Here is a 23,574-nt window from a genome sequence, read left to right on the forward strand (position 1 = left end):
CCACCTCGTCGTCCCGCCGCGGGGGTTGCGGCCCGGCCCCCGGGGGGGGGGGGGGCGGGGCGCGCCCCCCCCCCCCCCGCGACCGAGGCCCAGCACGCCAAGGGCAAGCTGACCGCGCGCGAGCGGATCGCGCTGCTGCTGGACGAGGGCTCCTTCCACGAGGTGGAGCAGTTGCGTCGGCACCGGGCCACCGGCTTCGGCCTGGAGGCGAAGAAGCCGTACACGGACGGTGTGGTCACCGGCTGGGGCACGGTCGAGGGCCGGACGGTCTTCGTCTACGCCCATGACTTCCGGATCTTCGGCGGAGCGCTGGGCGAGGCCCACGCCACCAAGATCCACAAGATTATGGACATGGCCATCTCGGCGGGCGCCCCGCTGGTCTCCCTGAACGACGGCGCCGGTGCCCGGATCCAGGAGGGCGTCTCCGCCCTCGCCGGATACGGCGGCATCTTCCAGCGGAACACCAAGGCGTCCGGGGTCATCCCGCAGATCTCCGTGATGCTCGGCCCCTGCGCGGGCGGCGCGGCCTACAGCCCCGCCCTGACCGACTTCGTCTTCATGGTCCGCGAGACCTCCCAGATGTTCATCACCGGGCCCGACGTCGTCAAGGCCGTCACCGGTGAGGAGATCACCCAGAACGGCCTCGGCGGCGCCGATGTGCACGCGGAGACCTCGGGCGTGGCGCACTTCGCCTACGACGACGAGGAGACCTGCATCGCCGAGGTCCGCTACCTCCTCTCGATGCTCCCGCAGAACAACCGGGAGAACCCGCCGCAGGCCGCCTCGTCCGACCCGGCCGACCGGCGCTCCGACGTCCTGCTCGACCTGGTGCCCGCCGACGGCAACCGCCCGTACGACATGCACAAGGTCATCGAGGAACTCGTCGACGACGGCGACTACCTGGAGATCCACGAGCGCTGGGCCCGCAACATCATCTGCGCCCTCGGCCGGCTCGACGGCCAGGTCGTCGGTGTCGTCGCCAACCAGCCGCAGTCCCTGGCCGGGGTCCTCGATATCGAGGCATCCGAAAAAGCTGCACGTTTCGTCCAGATGTGCGACGCTTTCAATATTCCGATCATCACCCTGCTGGACGTCCCCGGGTTCCTCCCGGGCGTCGACCAGGAGCACGGCGGGATCATCCGGCACGGCGCCAAGCTGCTCTACGCCTACTGCAACGCGACCGTGCCCCGGATCTCGCTGATCCTGCGCAAGGCGTACGGCGGCGCCTACATCGTGATGGACTCCCAGTCCATCGGAGCCGACCTCACCTACGCGTGGCCGACCAACGAGATCGCCGTGATGGGCGCCGAAGGCGCCGCCAATGTGATCTTCCGCCGCCAGATCGCCGACGCGGAGGATCCCGAGACCATGCGGGTCCGGATGGTCAAGGAGTACAAGTCCGAGCTGATGCACCCCTATTACGCGGCCGAGCGGGGCCTGGTCGACGATGTGATCGACCCCGCCGAGACCCGCGAGGTGCTGATCGCCTCCCTCGCGATGCTCCGGACGAAGCACGCCGACCTGCCGTCCCGGAAGCACGGCAACCCGCCGCAGTAGGCGCCGCCCGTGCCGCCCCGCCCACCCGACGACCACCGCGTACCACGAGAACACGGAGCCCGAAGACGATGACTGCCCCGGCCACCGATCCCTCCCTGCTGCGCGTCGAGAAGGGCCACTGCGAGCCCGAGGAGCTGGCCGCGATCACCGCGGTCCTGCTCGCCCGCGCGGCTGCCGCGCCCGCCCCCGCCGCCGACACCCGGACCACCGCGCCCTGGCGCCGGCTGGAGCGGCAGCGGGCCTTCCAGGTCTCGCACAGCTGGCAGGGCTGACCACCCGCTGCACCGTGACACTGTGACACCGCGCCCCGGCCCCGGAACCCCCGGACCGGGGCGCCGGTGCGTCCGGGCCCGGCGAACTCCGGCAGCCCTGTCCTGCCGAAGAAACGCCTGAGGCCCGTACCCCCTTCCCGAAGGGGGTACGGGCCTCAGGCGGAAGCCGGGGTCCTCTTACCGAAGCCGGGCCATGAGGGCGTGTTCGACGAGGGTGATGAGGGCGCTTTTGGCGTCGGCGCGGTGGCGGGCGTCGGTGGTGATGATGGGGGTGTCGGGGCCGATCTGGAGGGCTTCGCGGACTTCTTCGGGGGTGTAGGGCTGGTGTCCGTCGAAGCCGTTGAGGGCGATGACGAAGGGGAGGCCGCTGTTTTCGAAGTAGTCGACCGCGGGGAAGCAGTCGGCGAGGCGTCGGGTGTCGACGAGGACGACGGCTCCGATGGCTCCTCGGACGAGGTCGTCCCACATGAACCAGAAGCGGTCCTGTCCGGGGGTGCCGAAGAGGTAGAGGATGAGGTCCTGGTCGAGGGTGATGCGGCCGAAGTCCATGGCGACGGTGGTGGTGGTTTTGTCGCCGGTGTGGGTGAGGTCGTCGATGCCGGCGGATGCGCTGGTCATGACGGCTTCGGTACGCAGCGGGTTGATCTCCGAGACGGCGCCGACGAACGTGGTCTTGCCCACGCCGAAACCGCCCGCCACCACGATCTTCGCGCTGGTGGTTGAGCGAGGCGCGCCGCCGCTAGAGCTTGCGAAGTCCACTGAGCACCCTTTCGAGCAGTGTCACGTCTGGCTGACCGCCGGCGGTCTCGTCGCCGCCGGGCTGGTGAATGGCGACGAGTCCGGCCTCTGCCAGGTCGGCGACGAGGATCCGGGCAACGCCGAGGGGAATGGAGAGCAGGGCCGAGATCTCCGCGACCGACTTGATCTCGAAACACAACCGGCAGATCCGCTGGTGCTCGGGCAACTGGCCCTGGAGCCTGGCGGGATCCGCGGTGGTGCTGACCAGCGCCTCGATGGCGAGCTGGTAGCGCGGCCGGGTCCGGCCGCCGGTCATGGCGTACGGCCGTACCAGCGGACTGGGCCGACTCGTGCCGGAAGACCCGTAGGGCCCGGAAGACTCGGCACGGTGTCGGCCCGAGCCGTCGTTCGGACGGCGCTGGTACGGCCGGGGTTGCCCGGGGCGGGGTGTCCCCTGCCCCGGACCGGGCTGGTCATGGCCGTCCGGTGGACCCGCCTGACCGGGATCGCCGGTATGGCCCGGGCCGTATCGGGGATCGTACGAAGGGTCGTACTGTTGCTGCTGGTACTGCGGTGGCTGCGGAACGGACCAGGAGGGCGAGCCCTCCGGTCTGCCCGGCGCCGCGGGAAAGGGGTAGCCGTGGTGCGAGTGACCGCCCTGGGGCCGCTGTCGCGTACCGCCGTCGTCGGGGCGTCCGCCCGGGGGTGTTGCCACGTTTCCTCCTCCTGCTGCGCGTAGCGGTGCTGTGTCCCTGTGGAGCCGCCGCCACCGCACCCTAGTGGCGCGGTGGCGCGAGGGGTCCCGACCGCCGGTTAGTTGAGAAGACTGCCCTGCAGCTCCGCTCGGAGATCGGGGGTGAGCACACTGCCCGCCCGGTCCACCAGAAGGGCCATCTCATAGCCCACCAGGCCGATATCGGCCTCCGGGTGGGCCAGCACGGCCAGGGACGAGCCGTCGGAGATCGACATGATGAAGAGGAAACCCCGCTCCATCTCGACCACCGTCTGGTTGACGGCGCCGCCCTCGAAGATCCGGGACGCGCCCGCGGTCAACGAGGTCAGCCCGGAGGCGACCGCCGCCAACTGGTCGGCCCGGTCCCGGGGGAAACCGTCGGACATCGCCAGCAGGAGTCCGTCGGCGGAGACCACCACGGTGTGGGACACCCCGGGGGTGTTGTCCACGAAATTGGTGATCAACCAGTTCAGATTCTGCGCCGCCTGGCTCATCGGGCTCACACTAACGCTCCTGGTTGTAGGTACTGCCCGGGCCACCGTCATGATCGTAGGTGTCCGGTCCGTTCGTGTCGGTCCCCGCGCTGCGCCCCCGCTGGACACCGCGGCGCAGATTGCTCAGCCTGCCACGAACGTCCTCCGGGGCGCGCGAGATCTGCGGAAGCCCGTCCTGCGGCGTCTGCTCCGCCGTGCCCTCGATGAGGTTGGCCTTGGGCACTCGCCGGGGGAGGCCGGACGAGGTGACCCCGCCCGCCTTCGGCTCCCGCAGCTTCCCGGCCCGCTGCCAGCGCTCGTCGTTGGCCGAACGCCAGTCCTCGGCCTCACCTGCGACGGCCTCGTTGCCGCCGTCGGCGAACGCCTCGGGCTGAGCGCCCAGCGGCGCTTGCGGAACCTGATCCCCGGACGGCTGCCACGAATCGGCCCCGGGCCGGTCCTGCTCGGACCGCGCCCGCACGGGGCCACGGCGGGGCAGACCGGCCTCGGTCATTTCATGACCGCTGTTCGGAGATGGTCCCGGACGCTCGAAGCCTACGCGGTCCGTGCCCGGTGTGGGGGTGCTCTGGCCGGATTCCGATTCTCTGCGGTAATCCTGCTCGTATCCGCCCGGGAAACCGTTCTGTTCCGGCCAGCCCTCCTGGTGGGGAGGGGCCGTCCAGCCGGTGTCGTACGGCTGTTCACCCGTCGAGGGATCCGAGAAGCCGGGTTCCGGATAGCTTCCGGTCGGAAGCTGCTGGGACTGCTGGTGCTGCTCGGGCAGCTGATATCCGGGGTCCGCGGACCGGGCCGGATCCGCCGCGAGCGCGGCCGGGTCGACACCCTCCTGGTAGACCGGCATCGGCTGGGTGCCGGGACCCGCGGCGTCGTACGCCCCGTCCTGGTAGCCGGCGTACGGCTGCTGCCCCTGTCCCTGCCCGTAGCCGGGTCCGGCCGCCGGGTGCGGCTGCTCGCCGTAACCGTCGTGGCCGTAGCCGCTGTTCGCGGCCGGTCCGCCCGGCTCGGGCTGCTGCTCGTACGGCTGTTCCGGGTAGGCCGCCGGCCCGCCGGGCTGACGTCCGGTCCGGCCTCCCAGGGCCGCCCGGCGTCCGCCGCGGGCCAGGGACCGGCCCACCGGGTCGAGCCCGGTCGGGGCGCTGGACTGAGGCTGGTCGTAGCGGGAGTCGTCGAAGCCGAGTTCGGCGGCGGTCCGGACGGGGGCGCCCTGGTAGGACTCCTGGGCCGGGATGATGCCCGAGACGGTGAAGTCGGGGGCCGGGGCGGCCTCGCCGCCGCCACCGCCGTGGGTGATCGCGTCCGGCAGCATCACCAGGGAGGTGGTGCCCGCCTGCTCGCCCGAGGGGCGGAGCTGGACCCGGATACCGTGCCGGCCGGCCAGCCGCCCGACCACGAAGAGGCCCATCCGCCGGGAGACCGAGGCGTCCACCGTCGGCGGATTCGCCAGTTTGTGGTTGATGTCCGCGAAGTCCTTCGCGGTCAGTCCGATGCCCTTGTCGTGGATCTCGATCATCACCCGGCTGTCGGGCAGCCGGGTGGCGGTGACCCGCACCTTGGTCTGCGGCGAGGAGAACAGGGTGGCGTTCTCCAGCAGCTCGGCGAGCAGATGGACGAGGTCGGTCACGGACCGGCCGTGGATCTCGGTCTCGGGGACGCCGGACAGCTCGATCCGCTCGTACGACTCCACCTCGGACGAGGCCGCCCGCAGCACATCGACCAGCGGGACCGGCTGGTCCCAGCGGCGGCCGGGCTCCTCGCCCGCGAGGATCAGCAGGTTCTCGCCGTTGCGGCGCATCCGGGTGGCCAGGTGGTCCAGCCGGAAGAGGTTCTCCAGCTGGTCCGGGTCGGCCTCCTTCTCCTCCAGCTCGGTGATCAGGGTCAGCTGGCCCTCGATCAGCGACTGGTTGCGCCGGGAGAGGTTGGTGAAGATCGCGTTGACATTGCCCCGCAGCATGGCCTGTTCGGCGGCGAGCCGGACGGCCTCGCGATGGATCTGGTCGAAGGCCCGGGCGACCTCGCCGATCTCGTCGCGGCTGTCGATCGGGATCGGCTCGACCCGGGTGTCCACCCGGCCCGGCTCGGTCCGGGACAGCTGGTCGACCAGATGCGGCAGCCGCTGTTCGGCGATGGCGAGGGCGGCGGCCCGCAGCTCCCGCATCGAGCGGCTCATCTGCCGGGCCACGGTTCCGGCCAGGAAGAACGCGAGCAGCAGCGCGATCACCACGATCGCGGCATTGACGATCGCATCCCGGCGGGCGTCGGCGGAGATCGAGGACGCCTCGGCGACCGCGCGGTCGACCAGCTCCTTCTCCATGGCCAGATAGGCCTCGAACCTGGTGGTCGACACGACCATCCAGGACTCCGGGGTGATGTCTGACTTCTCGAGGGCGGCGGGGGTGGCACCGGAGCCGATCCGCTGGGCCATCCCGGTGAAGGGGGAGTCGTCGGGTCCGGCCGGGAGGTCGAGACCGTACTGCTGGAGCTGCTTGCGGCCGTCCTCGTCGGCCTTGGCCATCGTGGTCTTCAGCCGGTCGGCGTCGGCCTGTGTGCCGCCCGAGACGAACTCGTTGATCGCGATCTGTTCCAGATAGCTGTACGAGTTGAAGGCGGTGATCTGCCGGTCGCGGACCGACTCGCGGTCACTGGGGCGGACCAGCAGATGGATGCCGATGGACCGCTGGAGGGACTCCGCGGCCTTGGCGAGCTGGAGCGCGTAGACGCTCCGGCCGTAGCTGGTGATATTGCCGGTGCCCAGCCCCAGCTCGTTGCCGAACTGCATCAGCGAGTGCTGGATCTGGACATAGCCCTGCTCGGTGCCGACCGGGTCGAGGGAGGTGGTGTACGCGGCCCGGCGCAGCTCCTGGAGCTTGGGCTCCTCGCGCTTGAACAGTGCCAGCCGGCGCTCCAGGCCCTCCCCGTCGGGCATGTTCAGGGTCGCGCGGTCGAACGCGGCCTTGGCGGCGTCGGTGGTGGCATACGCCCGCTTCACGCCCTCGGACTGGCGGGCTGCCGGGGTGGTGGCCTTGAGCAGCGGTTCGGCGGTGAGGTCGCGCTCGGTGAGCAGGGCGGCGCCGTAGTCGGCGGCGGCCCGGACGATCTCGGCCGTACGTTCCGCGTCCCGGGCCTCGTCCCAGGTCTTGATGGACCCGTTGACCTGGAAGCCCCCCATGAACAGCCCGACCAGTACGGGCAGCAGCAGGATGGCGTTCAGCCGGGTGGGTACGGACCAGTTGCGCGGGGAGAACCGGCTGCCGCCGCCCGGAGGGGCGGGGGCCGGGGAATCACCGGCGGGGGGCGCCGGCGGTTCGTCGCCGGGCGACGCCGCCGCACGCGACGGCGGGGTGAAATTGCCCCGCGCCTGTTGCTCCGCGGAGCCTGTGCTGCTTCGCCTCACTCGACCAACAACCTCTCGGCACCGGCACCTGTGGTGTGCCGTGTTTCGTTCTGAGCCGTACTACTCGGAAGGTTGTCGAATTTCAGCATGCGCACCGGGTCCGTTCCAAACAGTTGGAATCAGCCATTCCGTCTCGCCGGTACGAGCGATAAAACGGGCATAAAGAGCGAGCCCCTTCAAAAGGCAGTCGATCCATGAGCGCAGGGACACCGGATGGCTGCGTCCGGTGTCCGAAGTGCTGCAATTCCATGTCGAAACGTTATGAACATGCGGGCGGACCGTGTCAAAGGACACAGTCCGCACCTGATTGGCTACGGCAACTACCGTATCGCGCCGTCTACTTGAGCCGGGCCATGAGGGCGTGTTCGACGAGGGTGATGAGGGCGCTTTTGGCGTCGGCGCGGTGGCGGGCGTCGGTGGTGATGATGGGGGTGTCGGGGCCGATCTGGAGGGCTTCGCGGACTTCTTCGGGGGTGTAGGGCTGGTGTCCGTCGAAGCCGTTGAGGGCGATGACGAAGGGGAGGCCGCTGTTTTCGAAGTAGTCGACCGCGGGGAAGCAGTCGGCGAGGCGTCGGGTGTCGACGAGGACGACGGCTCCGATGGCTCCTCGGACGAGGTCGTCCCACATGAACCAGAAGCGGTCCTGTCCGGGGGTGCCGAAGAGGTAGAGGATGAGGTCCTGGTCGAGGGTGATGCGGCCGAAGTCCATGGCGACGGTGGTGGTGGTTTTGTCGCCGGTGTGGGTGAGGTCGTCGATGCCGGCGGATGCGCTGGTCATGACGGCTTCGGTACGCAGCGGGTTGATCTCCGAGACGGCGCCGACGAACGTGGTCTTGCCCACGCCGAAACCGCCCGCCACCACGATCTTCGCGCTGGTGGTCGATCTCGGTGCGGTCGCGCCGCTAGAGCTTGCGAAGTCCACTGAGCACCCTTTCGAGGAGCGTCACGTCGGGCGTGCCACTCGCGTCACCGTTGCCGGGCTGGTGGATCGCCACCATCCCGGCCTCCGCCAGGTCCGCCACCAGGATCCGCGCGACGCCCAGCGGCATCGACAGCAGCGCGGAGACCTCGGCGACGGACTTCACCTCACGGCACAGATGGCAGATCCGCTGGTGCTCGGGGAGCAGTCCGCCGAGCATCGCGGGATCCGCGGTGGTGCTGACCAGCGCCTCGATGGCGAGCTGGTAGCGCGGCCGGGTCCGGCCGCCCGTCATGGCGTACGGGCGGACCAGTGGCTGGTCGCCGTCCACTCCGTAGTCGGTTTGGACACCGTACGGATCGTGTGAGGCGGGTGGCGGGGTCATGAGTCCTCCGGGCGGGACAGCAAGTTGGTGGGCGAGCCGTCGGTGCGGCCGGTGGGGGGTGGAGCGACCGAGGTGAGGGTTGACGGCGGCGCGATGGCGCGTGGCGATACGGACCTGCGGGCCGTGACGGATCAGTGCAAGAGGCTTCCCTGGAGCTCGGCGCGGAGATCCGGGGTGAGGACATTGCCCGCCCGGTCGACCAGCAGGGCCATTTCATAGCCCACGAGGCCGATATCGCACTCGGGGTGCGCCAGTACCGCGAGCGACGAACCGTCGGAGATGGACATCAGGAAAAGGAATCCCCGCTCCATCTCGACGACCGTCTGACTGACGGTGCCGCCCTCGAAGATGCGGGAAGCACCCGCCGTCAACGAGGTCAGTCCCGAGGCGACCGCCGCCAGCTGATCGGCGCGGTCGCGCGGAAAACCTTCGGACATGGCCAGCAGAAGACCGTCGGCGGAGACCACCACCGTGTGGGACACCCCCGGGGTGTTGTCCACGAAATTGGTGATCAACCAGTTCAGATTCTGCGCCGCCTGGCTCATCGGGCTCAACTAACGCTCCTGCTGGTGTGTGGGGCCGAGGTGGATGCTGCCGGTCGACGAGCCGTTCTGCTCGCGCCCCTGCTGGATGCCGCGCCGGAGGTTGGTGAGCCGGCCGCGGACGTCGTCCGGTGCCCGCGAGACGGAAGGTCCGCCCTGCGTGCCGTTCTGCTGTGCGGTGCCCGCGACCAGATTGGCGCGCGGGACCCGCCGGGGCAGACCGGACGTGGTGACACCGCCGGCCGCGGGCTTCCTGACCCGCTCGGCCTGGCGCCCCAGTTCGTCGTTGGGAGAGGTACGCCACGCGGCGCCCGCCCCGTCGCCCGGCGCGGCCTGCGGCTCCTGCCGCCTCGGCGCCTGGGCGGGTGCGGACGTCGGCGCGGAGAACTCCCCGGTACCGCCCGGACCGACCCGGTCGTAACCGGACCGTCCGTCATGGACACCGGACCGGCCGTCGTGGCCGTCCGGTTCGGGTCCGGGCCGCGGCCCGGACCGGTCGATCTGCGGGATCGGCTGGGTCTGCTGGACCTGCTCGGGGGCGTACGCCTCCGCCGGGCGCTGCTCGTCCCGGCCGCCCCGCTCCTGGCCGCGGAACCAGTCGGTCTCCAGCGTGTCGTACAGCGGGGTCCCGCCGTCGCCGGGCGCGGGAGGCAGGGCCTCGTGCCGGGGCTGGGGCGGCAGTTCGTTACGGGCGCCGGGGGCGGCGGTCTCCTCGGACCGCCGCTCGTCGTAGCCGTGCGGCGCGGGCGCGAGGCCCGGCGCGGGCGGCTGCGGCGCACCCGTCCCGGGACGGGCGAACTGTCCGGCGGACGACTGTCCCGGCGGGTCGTCGAACCGGGGCTCGCCGACATGGTGGACACCACCGGCGTCGCCGCGCGGCGGCGCGAACTGGCCGTGCGCGGCCTGGCCCGAGTGGTCCGGGCCGGGCCGGTGGCCGTGGCCGTCCGGGGCCGGGGTGCCGAAGAGCGACCCCGCTGAAGACCCCGAACCCGCCGGGGACCCCGAGGGCACCGAGTGGTCCGGGGCGGCCGGGCGGCCGGAGCCGTCCGCCGGGGCACCGAAGACATCGGGACGGACGAACTGTCCCGTCGGGGCGTTCGGCGGCCGGTGCTGCCCCATCGGGGCGTCGAACTCGTGGATCCCGGGGTCCGTACCGCCTTGGTGCGACCCTCCGGGCGGCCCGCCGGCCGGGCCCTGGGGCCGCTCGGCCGTCGGCGCGCCGTACTGCCGGTCCTGCTGGCCCGGGCCCGGGTCCTGGTGGCCGCCGGGGCGCTGGTCGCTGCCCCAGCTGGTGGTCTGCGGGCGGGCGCGGCCCGGGTCGGGCAGCTCGCCGCGGTTACCGGCCGGGCGGCCGTCGGCACCGAGCCGGGGCAGCGCGGCCGTGTCACCGGGGCCGGCGCCCCGGCCGTGGTTCTGGTCGGGGCCCTGGGACCGCTGGGCGGGCCGGTTGCCGAAGGCACCGGCGAGCCCGCCGCCCTGGGGGCGGCCCGGGGCGCCGTCCCGGGACGGCAGCGCCGCCCGGGAACCGGCCGCACCCGCGCCGACCTGGCCGCGCGGGGCACCCGCGCCGAGCAGACCGCCGCCGGAGGGGGCACCCTGACCGCCGCCGGGACGGCCGCCGTTGCCGCCGTTTCCGCCGGGCGACTGGCCGGGACCGAGCGGGGCACCGCCCGAGGGCGGGGTCGAAGCGCCGGGCGCGCCGGGCGCACCGGGCTTGCGGCCGCCTTGGGCCACGTCCACGGGCAGCATGACCAGGGCGGTCGTACCGCCGGAGTCGGAGGGCCTGAGCTGGATCCGGATGCCGTGCCGCAGGGAGAGGCGGCCGACCACGAAGAGACCCATCCGGCGGGAGACCGAGACGTCCACGGTGGGCGGCGACGCCAGCCGCTCGTTGATCGCGGCGAGGTCCTCGGGGGAGAGGCCGATACCGGTGTCGTGGATCTCGATCAGCACCCGGCCGTCGGGCAGGGCGTGACCGGTGACCCGGACCTTGGTCTGCGGCGAGGAGAACGAGGTGGCGTTCTCCAGCAGCTCGGCGAGGAGGTGGACGAGGTCGTTGACGACCCGTCCCGCCACATCGGTCGCGGGGACCGCGGCGAGTTCGATCCGCTCGTACTGCTCCACCTCGGACGCGGCGGCCCGGAGCACGTCGACGAGGGGCACCGGCCGGGTCCACCGGCGGCCCGGCTCCTCGCCCGCGAGGACGAGGAGGTTCTCGCCGTTCCGGCGCATACGGGTGGCCAGGTGGTCCAGCTTGAAGAGGGACGACAGCTGGTCCGGGTCGGCCTCGCGGGACTCCAGTTCGGAGATGAGCGACAGCTGGCGCTGGATCAGACCCTGGGAGCGGCGCGAGAGGTTGGTGAACATCGCGTTGACGTTGCCCCGCAGCAGGGCCTGCTCGGCGGCGAGCCGGACCGCCTCGCGGTGCACCTCGTCGAAGGCCGCGGCCACCTTGCCGATCTCGTCCCGGGAGTGCACACCGACCGACTCGACCGAGGTGTCGACGTCCTCCGGGTCCGCCTCGGAGAGCTGCTTGACCAGCTCGGGGAGGCGTTCCTGGGCGACCTTGGTGGCGGTGTCCTGGAGCCGCCGCAGCGAGCGGATCATGGAGCGGGCCACGATGAAGGCGCCGACCAGGGAGACACCGAGGACGAGGAAGATCACGACACCGTTGATGATGGCGTCCTGCTGCGACTCGTCGCGGAGCTGCCGGGCCTTCTCCTCCATGTCGTCGAGGAGCGACGACTCGATCCGCTTCATGGCGTCGATCCGGACGCTGTAGGCGTCCGTCCAGTCGAGGTGCGACTGCTTCGTCATGCTCTTGAGGGCGTTGGGGTTGTCCAGCGCCCGGCCCGCGACCTCGTTGACCTTGATGATGTCCGGGTGGCCGCGGTCCAGCGGCTCCATCAGCTCGTTGGCGTCGCCGCCGAGGGACTCGTAGATCTCCTTGAACTGCTTCTCACTGTTCCGGCCGCTCTCCAGGGCGCCCTGGCCGTAGAGCCGGTCGGCCTCGGAGAGGCCGTCGCCCTTCTGCCCGGCGCCGCCGGGCAGCGCGGCCGCGATGACGGCCTGCTGGATGGAGGCGTACTCCTTGGCGGCCGAGAAGGCGGCCAGGGCCCGGGTCCGCTTGATCATGTCCTGGTTGTTGGTGGCCTGGGCCATGTCCGAGGAGAGTTCGAGCAGGGAGCGGATGATCCGGTGGTACGACTCGACCGTCAGGGCGTTGGAGCCCTCGGTGACGTACGCCTTGCTCCGGTACTCCTTGAGCCGGTTCAGCTGGTTGTAGATCTGGCCCAGGGTGGAGCGGAAGGAGTCGACGGTGTCGTCGCCGTCGACGATGTCGATGCCCTCGGCGGCCTTGACGAACGCGGTACGCGCCCGGTCGGTGGCCTGACGGGGCTCGGTGACCTTGAAGTCGCTGGCGTTGCTGTTGTTGGCGAGCGGACCGGCTGTGACATCGCGCTCGTACTGGAGCGCGATGGCGAGCTTGGTCGCCTCCTCGGTCATGTCCGTGAGCAGCTGCATGTGCTCCAGCTGTTCCATCTTGTCGAGGGACTCGTTGATCCGCAGCCCGCCCAGGGTCGTCGCGGCGACGACGGGGAGGGTGAGCAGGGAGATCAGCCGGGTGCTGATGCGCCAGTTGCGCAGAGCGAGCCGGGAGCCGGTGTCCACGACGGGCTTGGCCGGGGCGGTGGAGGAGTCATCCGTGCCGCCGTCGGCGGACGACGGTCCGGAGCCCTGGGGGCCCTGCGGCCCCTGGGGACCGCCGGAGCCGGGCGCGCCGGGAGGTCGTCCGGCCTGGGCGGGGGAGCCGCCGGGGCCTGCCGGGCCGGGCCGTGCGCCGCCCTGGCGGCCCGGGCCGCCCGCTCCGCCGTCACGGCCCGATCCGGGTGGTGTCGGGCCCTGTGCCGGGCTCGTGCCGTGCTGGCCGTGCTGGGGCGAGGGGCCGCGGTCGGTCCCACCGCGCGGCTCCTGTCCTGCCGCGGCTTCCCCACGGCCCTGGGGGGCCTGGGGACGCCCCGTGCCATCCCTCTTGAAACGTCCCTGCACTAGCGTCGCAACCTCTGAACCAGGCGTCCCGCTGACGAAGCGGCGGGACGGTGTCGGCGTCTGGCGAGGCGCGCGGGGCGCGCCTGTCCGGTGTGTGAGTACCGGCGCTCTCCCCCTTTCCCGCCGCCGCTCGGCGCTGCGTTGCGCCTCTTGCGCGCCGGACTGTTCCGCGGCGGTGCGTGGAATTCCAGCACAGTGCCGGATCTCCAACAAGGGCCGCGTACTCTGCTGTGACCTGGGTGACGCCATGTGAGCACCGGGTCACCAATCGTTGAAAGACTTACGGTGCGAATCGGACTTTCACGGATGAGTCACTAAGGTGAGGCCCGGGGGTGGGGTGCGTCCAGGTCGTTGTGATCGGCAGCGGAATAGCCGATTCAGGTAGGCAATGTCCGTTTCGCTGGTTGAATTTGACGGTATGTAATGTCCAAAATCAGCCAGATTGGCGGATGTCTGGTGAGGAAACTCACACCAGCCACACATGTCCTCCACGACTTTGCCGGGCAACGGATGTTTAACCTGTCGCGTTAGGCAAGAGCGCCTCTGTTGTAAAGCGCCGCCCGGCGGGCGGCCCGACGCCGATGGGTCCCGAGACAACCGATGAGTCAGCCGAAGACGACGCAGACGCAGCTGCTGCGCAAGATAGCCAACCCCCGCCGGACGACCCTGGCCCATCTCGGCGACGCCGCCGAGCTGCCGGCTCCGGCCCGTCCCGAGCACTCCCTGGCCCTGCCGGCCAGTACGGCCAACCCGCGCCGCACCGTGCTGATGGTCGCGCCCGCGTCCTGAACCGGAGCCCGTCCGGTGTACCGAGCCCGGGATCCGCGCCACCGCGCGGGTCCCGGGCTCGGCCGTCTCCGGCCCCGCTCCCGTGCCGTACGGCCCCGGCCGCGCACGGCGTCCCGGCGGTACGGCCCCGGCCCGCGTACCGCCGCTCTCCGCGCCCGGCGGCCCCGGGGCGGCCCGGCGGGTCCGACGGCGCCACCGGGGACACCCCGCCGCGTTAGCCTTTACAGGTCCGATTCCAGCAGTGTCACCAGCGACAGAGGGGCAGCGGCAACCCGTGCGCATCGCCAGATTCTCCATCGACGGCCATGTGGCCTTCGGCGCGGTCGAGGGCGAGGCCCCTGACGAACTCGTCCTCGACATCATCAAGGGCGTGCCGTTCGCGGACTTCGAACTGTCCGGGACCAAGGTCCCGCTCGACAAGGTGCGGCTGCTGCCGCCGGTGCTCCCGAGCAAGGTGGTGGCCTTCGGCCGGAACTACGCCGAGCACGCGGCGGAGCTGGGCAACGAGCCCGCCGCCGAGCCCTTCGCCTTCTTCAAGCCCTCCACCTCGGTGATCGGCCCCGGCGACCCCATCGGCTACCCCTCCTTCTCGAACGAGGTGCACTACGAGGCCGAGCTGGCCGTGGTGATCGGCCGGATGTGCCGGGACGTGCCCCGTGACCGGGTCGCCGAGGTCGTCCTCGGCTTCACCTGCGCCAATGACATCACCGCGCGGGACGTCCAGCGCCGGGAGAAGCAGTGGGCCCGGGCCAAGGGCTTCGACGGCGCCTGCCCCCTCGGCCCCTGGGTCGAGACCGGCCTCGACCCGGCCGCCGCCGGCGATCTCACCATCCAGTGCACCGTCAACGGCGAGCAGCGCCAGCTGGGCTCCACCCGCGACATGATCCATTCGATCGAGGACCTGGTCGTCAACGTCTCCGAGGCCATGACCCTGCTGCCCGGCGACGTCATCCTCACGGGCACTCCGGCCGGAGTCGGACCGCTCAATGTCGGCGACGAGGTCGCCGTCACCATCCAAGGCATCGGCACTCTCGCCAACAAGGTGATCAAGCGTGGCTAACCCGAACGTCCGCGTACGTTTCTGTCCCTCGCCGACCGGCAACCCGCATGTGGGCCTGGTCCGCACCGCCCTCTTCAACTGGGCCTTCGCCCGCCACAACGGCGGCACCATGGTCTTCCGCATCGAGGACACCGACGCGGCCCGGGACTCCGAGGAGTCGTACCGCCAGCTGCTCGACTCGCTGCGCTGGCTCGGGCTCGACTGGGACGAGGGCCCCGAGGCCGGCGGCCCCCACGCGCCGTACCGCCAGTCGGAGCGGATGGGGATCTACGCGGAGATCGCCGACCGGCTGCTGGCCGCCGGGCGCGCCTACCGCTGCTACTGCACCACCGAGGAGCTGGACGCCCGCCGCGAGGCAGCCCGGGCCGCGGGCCGCCCCTCCGGCTACGACGGCCAGTGCCGGGACCTCACCGACGGGCAGCGGGCCGCGTACGAGGCCGAGGGCCGGGCCGCCATCGTCCGGTTCCGGATGCCCGACGAGCCGATCACCTTCACCGACCTGGTCCGCGGCGAGCTGACCTTCACCCCGGAGAACGTGCCCGACTACGGCATCGTCCGGGCCAACGGCGCACCGCTGTACACCCTGGTCAACCCGGTCGACGACGCCCTGATGGAGATCACCCACGTACTGCGCGGCGAGGATCTGCTCTCCTCCACTCCGCGGCAGATCGCGCTCTACCAGGCCCTGATCGACCTGGGCGTGGCCAAGGAGATCCCGGCCTTCGGGCATCTGCCGTACGTCATGGGCGAGGGGAACAAGAAGCTCTCCAAGCGGGACCCGCAGTCCTCCCTCAACCTCTACCGCGAGCGCGGCTTCCTCCCCGAGGGCCTGCTGAACTATCTGTCGCTGCTCGGCTGGTCCTTCTCCGCCGACCAGGACGTGTTCTCGGTCGCCGAGCTGGTGGAGCGGTTCGACATCGCGGACGTCAACGCCAACCCGGCCCGCTTCGACCTCAAGAAGGCCGAGGCGATCAACGCCGACCACATCCGCCGGCTGGACGTGGCCGCCTTCACCGCCGCCTGCGAGCCGTGGCTCACCGCGCCCTTCGCGAACTGGGAGCCGGAGCGGTTCGACCGTACGGCCTGGGAGGCCATCGCCCCCTACGCCCAGACCCGGCTCACCGTGCTCTCCGACATCACCGCCAATGTGGACTTCCTGTTCCGGGCCGAGCCCGTCGAGGACGAGGCGTCCTGGGCCAAGGCGATGAAGCCGGGCGCGGCCGAGCTGCTGGTCACCGCGCGGGAGAAGCTGGCGGCGGCCGACTGGGAGAGCCCCGAGGCGCTCAAGGAGGCCGTACTGGCCGCCGGTGAGGCCCACGGCCTCAAGCTGGGCAAGGCGCAGGCCCCGGTCCGGGTCGCGGTCACCGGCCGTACCGTCGGACTGCCGCTCTTCGAGTCGCTCCAGATCCTGGGCGCCGAGCGGACCCTGGCCCGGATCGACGCCGCCCTCGCCGGGCTGGCCCGGGAGGCCGCCGCGCAGGACGCATAGGCTGCGGGCATGAGACCACGCGCGATCATCTGGGACGTCGACGACACGATCTTCGATTACCGGGGCGCCGATCTCGCCGGAATGCGCGCGCATCTGCTGACCGAGGGCCTGCTCGGCGGGGACGACTCCGCCGAGCGGGCCCTCGGCCGTTGGCAGCGGATCACCGTCCGGCACTGGGCGCGTTTCTCGGCGGGCGAGACGGACTTCCAGGGGCAGCGCCGGGACCGGGTCCGTACCTTCACCGGGCGGCCCGGGATGGCGGACGCCGAGGCCGACGCCTGGTTCGGCCGGTACATCGTCCATTACGAGGCAGCCTGGTCCCTCTTCCCCGACACCGTGCCCGCCCTCGACCGGCTGAGCGGCTACCGGCACGCGGTGCTCTCCAACTCCTCCTCCGAGGTCCAGGAGCACAAGCTGCGGACCCTCGGGGTACGGGACCGCTTCGAGGCCGTGGTCTGCGCCGCCGAACTGGGGGTCTCCAAACCCGCCGCCGAGGCATTCCACACCGCCTGCGCGGCCGTCGGACTCCGCCCCGACGAGGTGGTCTACGTGGGCGATGAACCCGATATCGACGCCCGCGGGGCCGTCGAGGCGGGGCTGCGGGGGATCTGGCTGGACCGGACCGGCCGGGGCGGCCGGCCCGAGCTGATCCGGATCACCGGTCTCGACCAGCTTCCCGGCCTGTTGGCGGGCGATACCCGTTTTGGAGCGCCGTCCACCTTCGGGTAATGTTCTTCCTGCGCCGCCCGAGAGGGCCGAAAGGCCCGGCAGGACGGCGCAAGCCGAGCAAGCCCCCGTAAAGGGGTTGCGCTCCGGTGGCCTATGGTGTAATTGGCAGCACGACTGATTCTGGTTCAGTTAGTCTAGGTTCGAGTCCTGGTAGGCCAGCTCGCAGAGCTCATCTGCAAAGCCCCCGTTGTGTAGCGGCCTAGCACGCTGCCCTCTCAAGGCAGTAGCGCCGGTTCGAATCCGGTCGGGGGTACAGATCCTTCCCGTGTACGTATCTGGGTCGCTCCCGGTGCTTACGACGCAGGATCGCTAGGGCCCCCGTTGTGTAGCGGCCTAGCACGCCGCCCTCTCAAGGCGGTAGCGCCGGTTCGAATCCGGTCGGGGGTACTGGTCTAAACCACCATGGGCTATGGTGTAATTGGCAGCACGAGTGATTCTGGTTCATTTAGTCTAGGTTCGAGTCCTGGTAGCCCAGCTGGTCCCTAGGATCATGGATTTGCCCCCGTTGTGTAGCGGCCTAGCACGCCGCCCTCTCAAGGCGGTAGCGCCGGTTCGAATCCGGTCGGGGGTACGGAAAGAGAAGGCCCTTCGCGTCAGCGCGGAGGGCCTTCTCTCGTTGTGCTCCCGGATCCGGCGGTCCACCGCGGCCCGGACGGCGAACTCCCCGCCCGGGGCGGCCGGGACGCGACGGCGGGCGTTCCGGGCCCGGCGGGCGGGGAGCGGTGGAGGTTACGGGCGGGAGGACGGGGCCGGTCAGCCGCTGCGGCGCAACGCCTCGCTCAGCCGTCCCGCCGCGTCGATCACGGCCTGGGCGTGCATCCGGCCGGGGTGGCGGGTCAGCCGCTCGATCGGTCCGGAGACCGAGACGGCGGCCACCACACGGTTGGAAGGGCCGCGTACGGGCGCGGAGACCGAGGCCACCCCCGGCTCCCGCTCGCCGATGGACTGGGCCCAGCCCCGGCGCCGTACGCCCGAGAGGGCCGTGGCCGTGAAACGGGCGCCCTGAAGGCCGCGGTGCAGCCGCTCCGGCTCCTCCCAGGCCATCAGGATCTGGGCCGAGGAACCGGCCTTCATGGTGAGGGTGGAGCCGACCGGAACGGTGTCCCGCAGTCCGGACAGCCGCTCGGCCGCCGCCACGCAGATCCGCATATCGCCCTGGCGCCGGTAGAGCTGGGCGCTCTCGCCGGTCACATCGCGCAGATGGGTCAGTACCGGCCCGGCCGTGGCCAGCAGGCGGTCCTCGCCCGCCGCGGCGGCCAGCTCGGCCAGCCGCGGCCCGAGGATGAAGCGCCCCTGCATGTCCCGCGCCACCATCCGGTGGTGTTCCAGTGCCACGGCCAGTCGGTGGGCGGTGGGCCGGGCCAGTCCGGTGGCCGCGACCAGCCCGGCGAGGGTGGCCGGACCGGACTCCAGTGCGCTCAGCACCAGAGCCGCCTTGTCGAGAACGCCGACGCCGCTAGAGTTGTCCATGAAACGATATTCGCGTCTCACACTGTGAAACGCAAGTTCAATTTTCCGGAGAACCCGCCAGTCTGTAGAGGCGGGCCGGGTTCTGCGGGGCCGCACCTGATGTCTAGGAACGCCGGCACCGTGGCCGGGCGGAGGGAAGCCAATGGGTAGGACACTGGCGGAGAAGGTCTGGGACGACCATGTCGTCCGGCGCGCCGAGGGCGAGCCCGACCTCCTCTACATCGATCTGCACCTGCTGCACGAGGTGACCAGCCCCCAGGCGTTCGACGGCCTCCGGATGGGCGGCCGCAAGGTCCGGCGGCTCGATCTGACCATCGCCACCGAGGACCACAACACCCCCACCCTCGACATCGACAAGCCGATCGCCGACCCCGTCTCCCGGGCCCAGCTGGAGACCCTGCGGCGCAACTGCGCCGAGTTCGGGGTACGGCTGCACCCGCTCGGCGACGTCGAGCAGGGCGTCGTCCATGTGGTGGGCCCGCAGCTGGGCCTGACCCAGCCCGGCACCACCGTGGTCTGCGGCGACTCCCACACCTCAACCCACGGCGCCTTCGGCGCGCTGGCCTTCGGCATCGGCACCTCCCAGGTCGAGCACGTGCTGGCGACCCAGACGCTGCCCCTGGCCCGGCCGAAGACCATGGCGATCACCATCGAGGGCGAGCTGCCCGACGGGGTAACCGCCAAGGACCTGATCCTGGCGATCATCGCCCGGATCGGCACCGGCGGCGGCCAGGGCTACGTCCTGGAGTACCGCGGCTCCGCCATCGAGAAGCTCTCGATGGAGGCCCGGATGACCATCTGCAACATGTCGATCGAGGCCGGGGCCCGGGCGGGCATGATCGCCCCCGACCAGACCACCTTCGACTATCTGGCGGGCCGGCCGCACGCCCCCGAGGGCGCCGACTGGGACGCGGCCGTCGCCTACTGGCGGACGCTGCGCACCGACGACGACGCCGTCTTCGACGCCGAGGTCGTCATCGACGCCGCCGAGCTGTCCCCGTTCGTCACCTGGGGCACCAACCCCGGCCAGGGCGCCCCGCTCTCCGCGAAGGTCCCCGACCCGGCTTCGTACGACGACGCTTCGGAGCGGCTCGCCGCGGAGAAGGCCCTGGAGTACATGGGGTTGGACGCCGGACAGGCGCTCCGCGACATCCAGGTGGACACCGTCTTCGTAGGCTCCTGCACCAACGGCCGGATCGAGGACCTGCGCTCCGCCGCCGCCGTACTGGACGGCCGCAAGGTCGCCGACGGTGTCCGGATGCTGGTCGTCCCCGGCTCGGTCCGGGTCGCCCTGCAGGCCGTCGAGGAGGGCCTCGACAAGGTCTTCACCGCGGCCGGCGCCGAATGGCGGCACGCCGGGTGTTCGATGTGCCTGGGCATGAACCCCGACCAACTGGCGCCCGGTGAGCGCTCCGCGTCCACCTCCAACCGCAACTTCGAGGGCAGGCAGGGCAAGGGCGGCCGGACGCATCTGGTCTCCCCGCAGGTCGCCGCCGCCACCGCCGTCGTGGGCCGGCTGGCCGCCCCGGCCGACCTGTCCGACGCCGCCCGTACGCCCGCTGGAGTCTGATCAGCCATGGAAGCATTCACCACCCACACCGGCCGGGCCGTCCCGCTGCGCCGCAGCAATGTCGACACCGACCAGATCATCCCGGCCCACTGGCTGAAGAAGGTCACCCGGGACGGCTTCGAGGACGGCCTCTTCGAGGCATGGCGCAAGGACCCCGAGTTCGTACTGAACCTGCCCGAGCGCACCGGGGCGACCGTGCTGGTCGCGGGCCCCGACTTCGGTACCGGCTCCTCCCGCGAGCACGCCGTCTGGGCCCTCCAGAACTACGGCTTCAAGGCTGTGATCTCCGCCCGCTTCGCCGATATCTTCCGCGGCAACTCCCTCAAGAACGGTCTGCTGACCGTGGTGCTCCCGCAGGAGACCGTGGACGCGCTCTGGGAGCTGACGGAGAGCGACCCGACCACCGAGATCACCGTCGACCTGGAGGCCCGCGAGGTCCGGGCGGCCGGTCTCACCGCCCCGTTCGAGCTGGACGAGAACGCCCGCTGGCGGCTGCTGAACGGGCTGGACGACATCAGCCTCACCCTTCAGAACGAAGCGGACATCGCGGCCTACGAGTCCTCGCGGCCCGCCCATAAACCGTCCACTGCTCAGGTCTGATCGGGTCTGATCAGCGGTTATCCCCGACTGCGCCCCCCACCGTCCGGTGGGGGGCGCAGTCGTCTGTTGAGGGCCCGCCGGGCGACAACTCGCCCCAGATGGCACAATCGGTGCATGGAACGCGACAGTCAACTCGACCTGTACGAGGTGGTCGCGGCCCGATTGAAGGAAGCGCACACCGTGGTGCGCGCACTGCAAGTCCCGGAGGGCACAAAGGTGGCCCTCTCCCGGAAGCTGCTGGTCATCACGGCCGCGGCGAAGCACGATCTCCCGGACGCGGCACGGCGTCTGGACCGCTTGATGCGGGACATCGACGAGCGCCGATTCCCCGAAGGCGACTGAACATCCGGCACGTGAAGGAGCGACATGCGGCGACATGAGCGGTCGACTTCATTGCGGCACTAGGGTGATTAGCCCGTTTCGTGTTTGATTTGCGGTATATATCTGCCTAACGTGCGAAAAAGCCTGGACAGATTCGGTCCGGCAATGTCTCCGAAGGGGAAGACGTGAACAAGGCGCAGCTCGTAGAAGCGATTGCCGACAAGGTCGGCGGCCGCCAGCAGGCCGCCGACGCGGTCGACGCGGTCCTCGACGCGATCGTCCGCGCGGTCGTCGGCGGGGACCGGGTCTCGGTCACCGGCTTCGGTTCGTTCGAGAAGGTCGAACGACCGGCCCGCTACGCCCGCAACCCTCAGACGGGTGAGCGGGTCCGGGTCAAGAAGACCTCCGTTCCGCGCTTCCGCGCGGGCCAGGGCTTCAAGGACCTGGTCAGCGGGGCCAAGAAGCTGCCGCGCGGCGGCGAGGTCTCGGTGAAGAAGGCGCCCAAGGGCAGCCTCTCGGGCGGTGCTTCCACCCGGACGACGGCCAAGGCCGCGGCGAAGAAGGCCACCGCCAAGAAGGCCGCCGCGAAGAAGACCACGGCGAAGAAGGCGGCACCCGCCAAGAAGGCGGCGGTGAAGAAGACCGCGGCCAAGAAGGCGACGACCACCAAGACGGCCGCCGCCAAGAAGGCCACGGCGAAGAAGGCCGCGCCCGCGAAGAAGGCCACCGCCAAGAAGACCGCCCCGGCGAAGAAGGCCACCGCCAAGAAGGCCCCCGCGAAGAAGGCGACGGCCCGTACGACCGCCGCCAAGAAGACCACCGCACGCAAGCGGTAGGGACCGGGGCGGCCGCCACGGCCACCACGGTAAGCGGCACCCGCCGCACGGGCCACTCACGCGCCGGGCCGGGCTCCCCTCGGGGAGCCCGGCCCGCGGCGTGTTCCGCACCGGGGGTTCCGGCGGTTCCCGGGGGTCAGAAGGTCTGCAGCGTCACCAGGGTGATCCGCAGCCCGGCGCCCTCGCCCTCGGTCTCGATCCGCACCCGCTGACCGGGGCGCAGCAGCCGCAGCCCGCCCGCGTCGAAGGCGTCGGAGCCGAACTCCACGGGAGTGCCGTCGTCCAGCAGCACGCTGCCGGCCCGGGTCTCGGAATCGTAGGTGTACGAGGTCGCCTGCATACCCCGCAGCGTAGTCGCCCGCCGCTGCGGCCCGCGCCCTTGAAGGCCCCTCGCCCCGAGGCGTATCCGGGAGCGCGGTCGGCCGCGGCCCGTCGTGGGCTGGTCGCGCGGTTCCGCCCCCTGTGCCTTCGGCGACGGGGGGACCCCCAGCGCCTCGGCTCTCCCGGGCATCGCCCCGAACGAGCCGGGCCGCGTCCGGCAGCCTGATGTCGTCGGCGGCCCGCGGACAGCCACGGACGGCGCGCGGTCGGCGAACACACGGCAAGGACCACGGCGAAGCGCCGCTTGGCGTCAGGCCGGAGACCCAAGGCGTTGGGTCCCTCATCGCCGAAGGCACAGGGGCGCGGGGAACTGCGCGACCAGCCACCGACGGGCCGCGGTCGGATACATGCCGCCAGGGTCACGGCGAAGGGCCGCGCGGGGCCGGTCGAGGGCCCGAGGCGTTGGGGGTCACCCAAGGGGGAGGGGGAGGCGGGAGCGGGTGAAGGGGCCGACGCCCAGGTGGAGCGCCGCTTCGAGGTCCGCCGCCGTGTCCACGTCGCGCCGTACCGAGTCCACATCCCCCGGCCGCAGCTCGACCGCCCCCGACGCCCGGTGGCGGCGCCGGGAAGCGCCACCGAATGCGGGACGCAATTCGACGCCTTCCGAAGCGGCGAGCATTGTCGTTCCCACTCCGGCCGCGTCCGGCAGAAATGACCGGGGGAATCGGGCCGCCTCGGTCAGGACCCGGAACAATTCCACGGACCGCAGTGCCGGGAGATCCGCGTTCAGAGTGGCGACCGGCGCGCCGGGCCGGGACCGCCGTATCGTACGGGCGCCGTGGGCCAGGGCCGCGTCGAGTCCGGCGCCCGGCTCGTCGGGCACGATCAGGGCGCCCAGCGCCGCCAGCCGCGACCCGGCCTCGGGGTCGTCCGTGACAACGGCCACATCCCGTACGGCTCCGCAGTTCAGCGCCGCGACCACGGTGTCCTGCGCGAACGCCAGCACCAGACCGGGCCGGGCGGCGGCCGGGACGGCGCCGGAGAGTCTGCTCTTGGCCAGGGCAAGGGGCTTGAGGGGGACCACCAGGGACCAGGTGGTCCGCACGTCGCTGTCCAGGTCGGCTCTCCGTCCGTGTGTAACGGCCCCCCATTGTCGCCGAGCCCTGTGACAGGACGGGATCCGGTGCGATCACCGGGGCGTACGGTGTCCTCGACAGACGGTGGGACCGGGGCGACACTTGATCCCCGCCTTCCGGGCGAAGGCCCGCTCACCGGCGAGTCCGTCCGGTCTCGTACGCGTCCGCAGAG

The 23,574-nt window shown here is 71.2% G+C and carries 21 protein-coding genes and 5 tRNA genes; 15 read left to right on the forward strand and 11 right to left on the reverse strand.

Features of this window, described 5'->3' with window-relative positions; translation table 11 throughout:
• Together ABZ714_RS12115 and ABZ714_RS12120 are read left to right on the forward strand one after the other, a co-directional pair.
• On the forward strand, window positions 1-1,557 hold a 1,557-nt coding region (locus ABZ714_RS12115; protein WP_358825090.1), incomplete at its 5' end, for an acyl-CoA carboxylase subunit beta.
• A 68-nt stretch (window positions 1,558-1,625) separates the two neighbouring features.
• Complete coding sequence (locus ABZ714_RS12120; RefSeq protein ID WP_358825091.1) at window positions 1,626-1,829, forward strand: acyl-CoA carboxylase subunit epsilon; 204 nt, start codon at window positions 1,626-1,628, stop codon at window positions 1,827-1,829.
• Window positions 1,830-2,006: 177 nt separating this feature from the next.
• Here ABZ714_RS12120 and ABZ714_RS12125 read toward each other — a convergent pair whose 3' ends face one another.
• The 8 genes from ABZ714_RS12125 to ABZ714_RS12160 form a co-directional block, all read right to left on the reverse strand.
• On the reverse strand, window positions 2,007-2,588 hold the full coding sequence (locus ABZ714_RS12125) for an ATP/GTP-binding protein (RefSeq protein WP_130585192.1): 582 nt from the start codon (window positions 2,586-2,588) through the stop codon (window positions 2,007-2,009).
• Window positions 2,569-3,282 (reverse strand): DUF742 domain-containing protein, encoded by a 714-nt coding sequence (locus tag ABZ714_RS12130; protein WP_358825092.1) that lies wholly within the window; start codon window positions 3,280-3,282, stop codon window positions 2,569-2,571. Before ABZ714_RS12130 ends, ABZ714_RS12125 begins: the two co-directional genes overlap by 20 nt.
• Window positions 3,283-3,380: 98 nt before the next feature.
• Complete coding sequence (locus ABZ714_RS12135) at window positions 3,381-3,794, reverse strand: roadblock/LC7 domain-containing protein (protein WP_358825178.1); 414 nt, start codon at window positions 3,792-3,794, stop codon at window positions 3,381-3,383.
• A 10-nt stretch (window positions 3,795-3,804) separates the two neighbouring features.
• A complete protein-coding gene (locus ABZ714_RS12140) occupies window positions 3,805-7,185 on the reverse strand; it encodes a nitrate- and nitrite sensing domain-containing protein (protein WP_358825093.1) in 3,381 nt (1,126 codons plus the stop codon).
• A 337-nt stretch (window positions 7,186-7,522) separates the two neighbouring features.
• Window positions 7,523-8,107 carry an ATP/GTP-binding protein gene (locus tag ABZ714_RS12145; RefSeq protein WP_358825094.1) on the reverse strand — a complete coding sequence of 195 codons (585 nt, stop codon included), beginning with the start codon at window positions 8,105-8,107 and terminating at the stop codon, window positions 7,523-7,525.
• Window positions 8,088-8,489 carry a DUF742 domain-containing protein gene (locus ABZ714_RS12150; RefSeq protein WP_358825095.1) on the reverse strand — a complete coding sequence of 134 codons (402 nt, stop codon included), beginning with the start codon at window positions 8,487-8,489 and terminating at the stop codon, window positions 8,088-8,090. The genes ABZ714_RS12145 and ABZ714_RS12150 overlap by 20 nt, the downstream gene beginning before the upstream one ends.
• A gap of 131 nt (window positions 8,490-8,620) precedes the next feature.
• Window positions 8,621-9,034, reverse strand: coding sequence for a roadblock/LC7 domain-containing protein (locus tag ABZ714_RS12155; protein ID WP_358825179.1), 414 nt, complete (start codon window positions 9,032-9,034; stop codon window positions 8,621-8,623).
• Window positions 9,035-9,043: 9 nt separating this feature from the next.
• Window positions 9,044-12,703, reverse strand: a complete 3,660-nt coding sequence (locus ABZ714_RS12160) for a nitrate- and nitrite sensing domain-containing protein (RefSeq protein ID WP_358825096.1) — start codon at window positions 12,701-12,703, stop codon at window positions 9,044-9,046.
• A gap of 978 nt (window positions 12,704-13,681) precedes the next feature.
• Here ABZ714_RS12160 and ABZ714_RS12165 point away from each other — a divergent pair.
• From ABZ714_RS12165 to ABZ714_RS12205, 9 genes are all read left to right on the forward strand, one after another.
• Window positions 13,682-13,870, forward strand: coding sequence for a hypothetical protein (locus tag ABZ714_RS12165; protein WP_358825097.1), 189 nt, complete (start codon window positions 13,682-13,684; stop codon window positions 13,868-13,870).
• 274 nt (window positions 13,871-14,144) lie between these two features.
• Window positions 14,145-14,930 carry a fumarylacetoacetate hydrolase family protein gene (locus ABZ714_RS12170; RefSeq protein ID WP_358825098.1) on the forward strand — a complete coding sequence of 262 codons (786 nt, stop codon included), beginning with the start codon at window positions 14,145-14,147 and terminating at the stop codon, window positions 14,928-14,930.
• Window positions 14,923-16,419 (forward strand): glutamate--tRNA ligase, encoded by a 1,497-nt coding sequence (gene gltX, locus ABZ714_RS12175; protein ID WP_358825099.1) that lies wholly within the window; start codon window positions 14,923-14,925, stop codon window positions 16,417-16,419. The genes ABZ714_RS12170 and gltX overlap by 8 nt, the downstream gene beginning before the upstream one ends.
• Window positions 16,420-16,428: 9 nt before the next feature.
• Complete coding sequence (locus ABZ714_RS12180; protein WP_358825100.1) at window positions 16,429-17,148, forward strand: HAD family hydrolase; 720 nt, start codon at window positions 16,429-16,431, stop codon at window positions 17,146-17,148.
• Window positions 17,149-17,235: 87 nt separating this feature from the next.
• A tRNA-Gln gene (locus ABZ714_RS12185) sits at window positions 17,236-17,307 on the forward strand.
• Window positions 17,308-17,328: 21 nt separating this feature from the next.
• Window positions 17,329-17,401: transfer RNA gene (locus tag ABZ714_RS12190), tRNA-Glu, on the forward strand.
• Window positions 17,402-17,462: 61 nt separating this feature from the next.
• Window positions 17,463-17,535 (forward strand) — tRNA-Glu (locus tag ABZ714_RS12195).
• 16 nt (window positions 17,536-17,551) lie between these two features.
• Window positions 17,552-17,623: transfer RNA gene (locus ABZ714_RS12200), tRNA-Gln, on the forward strand.
• Between the two features lie 23 nt (window positions 17,624-17,646).
• Window positions 17,647-17,719, forward strand: a tRNA-Glu gene (locus ABZ714_RS12205).
• A 182-nt stretch (window positions 17,720-17,901) separates the two neighbouring features.
• Here the strand turns inward: ABZ714_RS12205 and ndgR are convergent.
• Window positions 17,902-18,618 carry an IclR family transcriptional regulator NdgR gene (gene ndgR / locus ABZ714_RS12210; protein WP_058942291.1) on the reverse strand — a complete coding sequence of 239 codons (717 nt, stop codon included), beginning with the start codon at window positions 18,616-18,618 and terminating at the stop codon, window positions 17,902-17,904.
• 142 nt (window positions 18,619-18,760) lie between these two features.
• Between ndgR and leuC the strand changes: the two genes are divergently transcribed.
• From leuC to ABZ714_RS12230, 4 genes are all read left to right on the forward strand, one after another.
• The gene (gene leuC / locus ABZ714_RS12215) at window positions 18,761-20,188 is read left to right on the forward strand and encodes a 3-isopropylmalate dehydratase large subunit (RefSeq protein WP_358825101.1); all 1,428 of its coding nucleotides are present in this window, start codon (window positions 18,761-18,763) and stop codon (window positions 20,186-20,188) included.
• Between the two features lie 6 nt (window positions 20,189-20,194).
• Complete coding sequence (leuD, locus tag ABZ714_RS12220; RefSeq protein ID WP_358825102.1) at window positions 20,195-20,788, forward strand: 3-isopropylmalate dehydratase small subunit; 594 nt, start codon at window positions 20,195-20,197, stop codon at window positions 20,786-20,788.
• A gap of 114 nt (window positions 20,789-20,902) precedes the next feature.
• Window positions 20,903-21,130 (forward strand): hypothetical protein, encoded by a 228-nt coding sequence (locus ABZ714_RS12225; protein ID WP_358825103.1) that lies wholly within the window; start codon window positions 20,903-20,905, stop codon window positions 21,128-21,130.
• 164 nt (window positions 21,131-21,294) lie between these two features.
• Window positions 21,295-21,945 (forward strand): HU family DNA-binding protein, encoded by a 651-nt coding sequence (locus tag ABZ714_RS12230; RefSeq protein WP_358825104.1) that lies wholly within the window; start codon window positions 21,295-21,297, stop codon window positions 21,943-21,945.
• Window positions 21,946-22,081: 136 nt separating this feature from the next.
• On the opposite strand, the gene ABZ714_RS12235 is transcribed toward ABZ714_RS12230, so the two are convergent.
• Window positions 22,082-22,285 (reverse strand): hypothetical protein, encoded by a 204-nt coding sequence (locus ABZ714_RS12235; protein ID WP_358825105.1) that lies wholly within the window; start codon window positions 22,283-22,285, stop codon window positions 22,082-22,084.
• A gap of 450 nt (window positions 22,286-22,735) precedes the next feature.
• The gene (gene cofC / locus ABZ714_RS12240) at window positions 22,736-23,371 is read right to left on the reverse strand and encodes a 2-phospho-L-lactate guanylyltransferase (protein ID WP_358825106.1); all 636 of its coding nucleotides are present in this window, start codon (window positions 23,369-23,371) and stop codon (window positions 22,736-22,738) included.
• Between the last annotated feature and the right edge of the window lie 203 nt (window positions 23,372-23,574).

It is taken from the genome of Streptomyces sp. NPDC006798, from assembly GCF_040635975.1.
Taxonomy (GTDB): Bacteria; Actinomycetota; Actinomycetes; order Streptomycetales; family Streptomycetaceae; genus Streptomyces.

Excerpts from the sequence above, each read along its gene's own strand:
- ABZ714_RS12235 (WP_358825105.1), bottom strand. The coding sequence starts at position 22,285 with ATGCAGGCGACCTCGTACACCTACGATTCCGAGACCCGGGCCGGCAGC.
- ABZ714_RS12135 (WP_358825178.1), bottom strand. The coding sequence starts at position 3,794 with ATGAGCCAGGCGGCGCAGAATCTGAACTGGTTGATCACCAATTTCGTG.
- ndgR (WP_058942291.1), bottom strand. The coding sequence starts at position 18,618 with ATGGACAACTCTAGCGGCGTCGGCGTTCTCGACAAGGCGGCTCTGGTG.
- ABZ714_RS12225 (WP_358825103.1), top strand. The coding sequence starts at position 20,903 with ATGGAACGCGACAGTCAACTCGACCTGTACGAGGTGGTCGCGGCCCGA.
- ABZ714_RS12180 (WP_358825100.1), top strand. The coding sequence starts at position 16,429 with ATGAGACCACGCGCGATCATCTGGGACGTCGACGACACGATCTTCGAT.
- ABZ714_RS12150 (WP_358825095.1), bottom strand. The coding sequence starts at position 8,489 with ATGACCCCGCCACCCGCCTCACACGATCCGTACGGTGTCCAAACCGAC.
- ABZ714_RS12120 (WP_358825091.1), top strand. The coding sequence starts at position 1,626 with ATGACTGCCCCGGCCACCGATCCCTCCCTGCTGCGCGTCGAGAAGGGC.
- leuC (WP_358825101.1), top strand. The coding sequence starts at position 18,761 with ATGGGTAGGACACTGGCGGAGAAGGTCTGGGACGACCATGTCGTCCGG.
- ABZ714_RS12165 (WP_358825097.1), top strand. The coding sequence starts at position 13,682 with ATGAGTCAGCCGAAGACGACGCAGACGCAGCTGCTGCGCAAGATAGCC.
- leuD (WP_358825102.1), top strand. The coding sequence starts at position 20,195 with ATGGAAGCATTCACCACCCACACCGGCCGGGCCGTCCCGCTGCGCCGC.
- ABZ714_RS12155 (WP_358825179.1), bottom strand. The coding sequence starts at position 9,034 with ATGAGCCAGGCGGCGCAGAATCTGAACTGGTTGATCACCAATTTCGTG.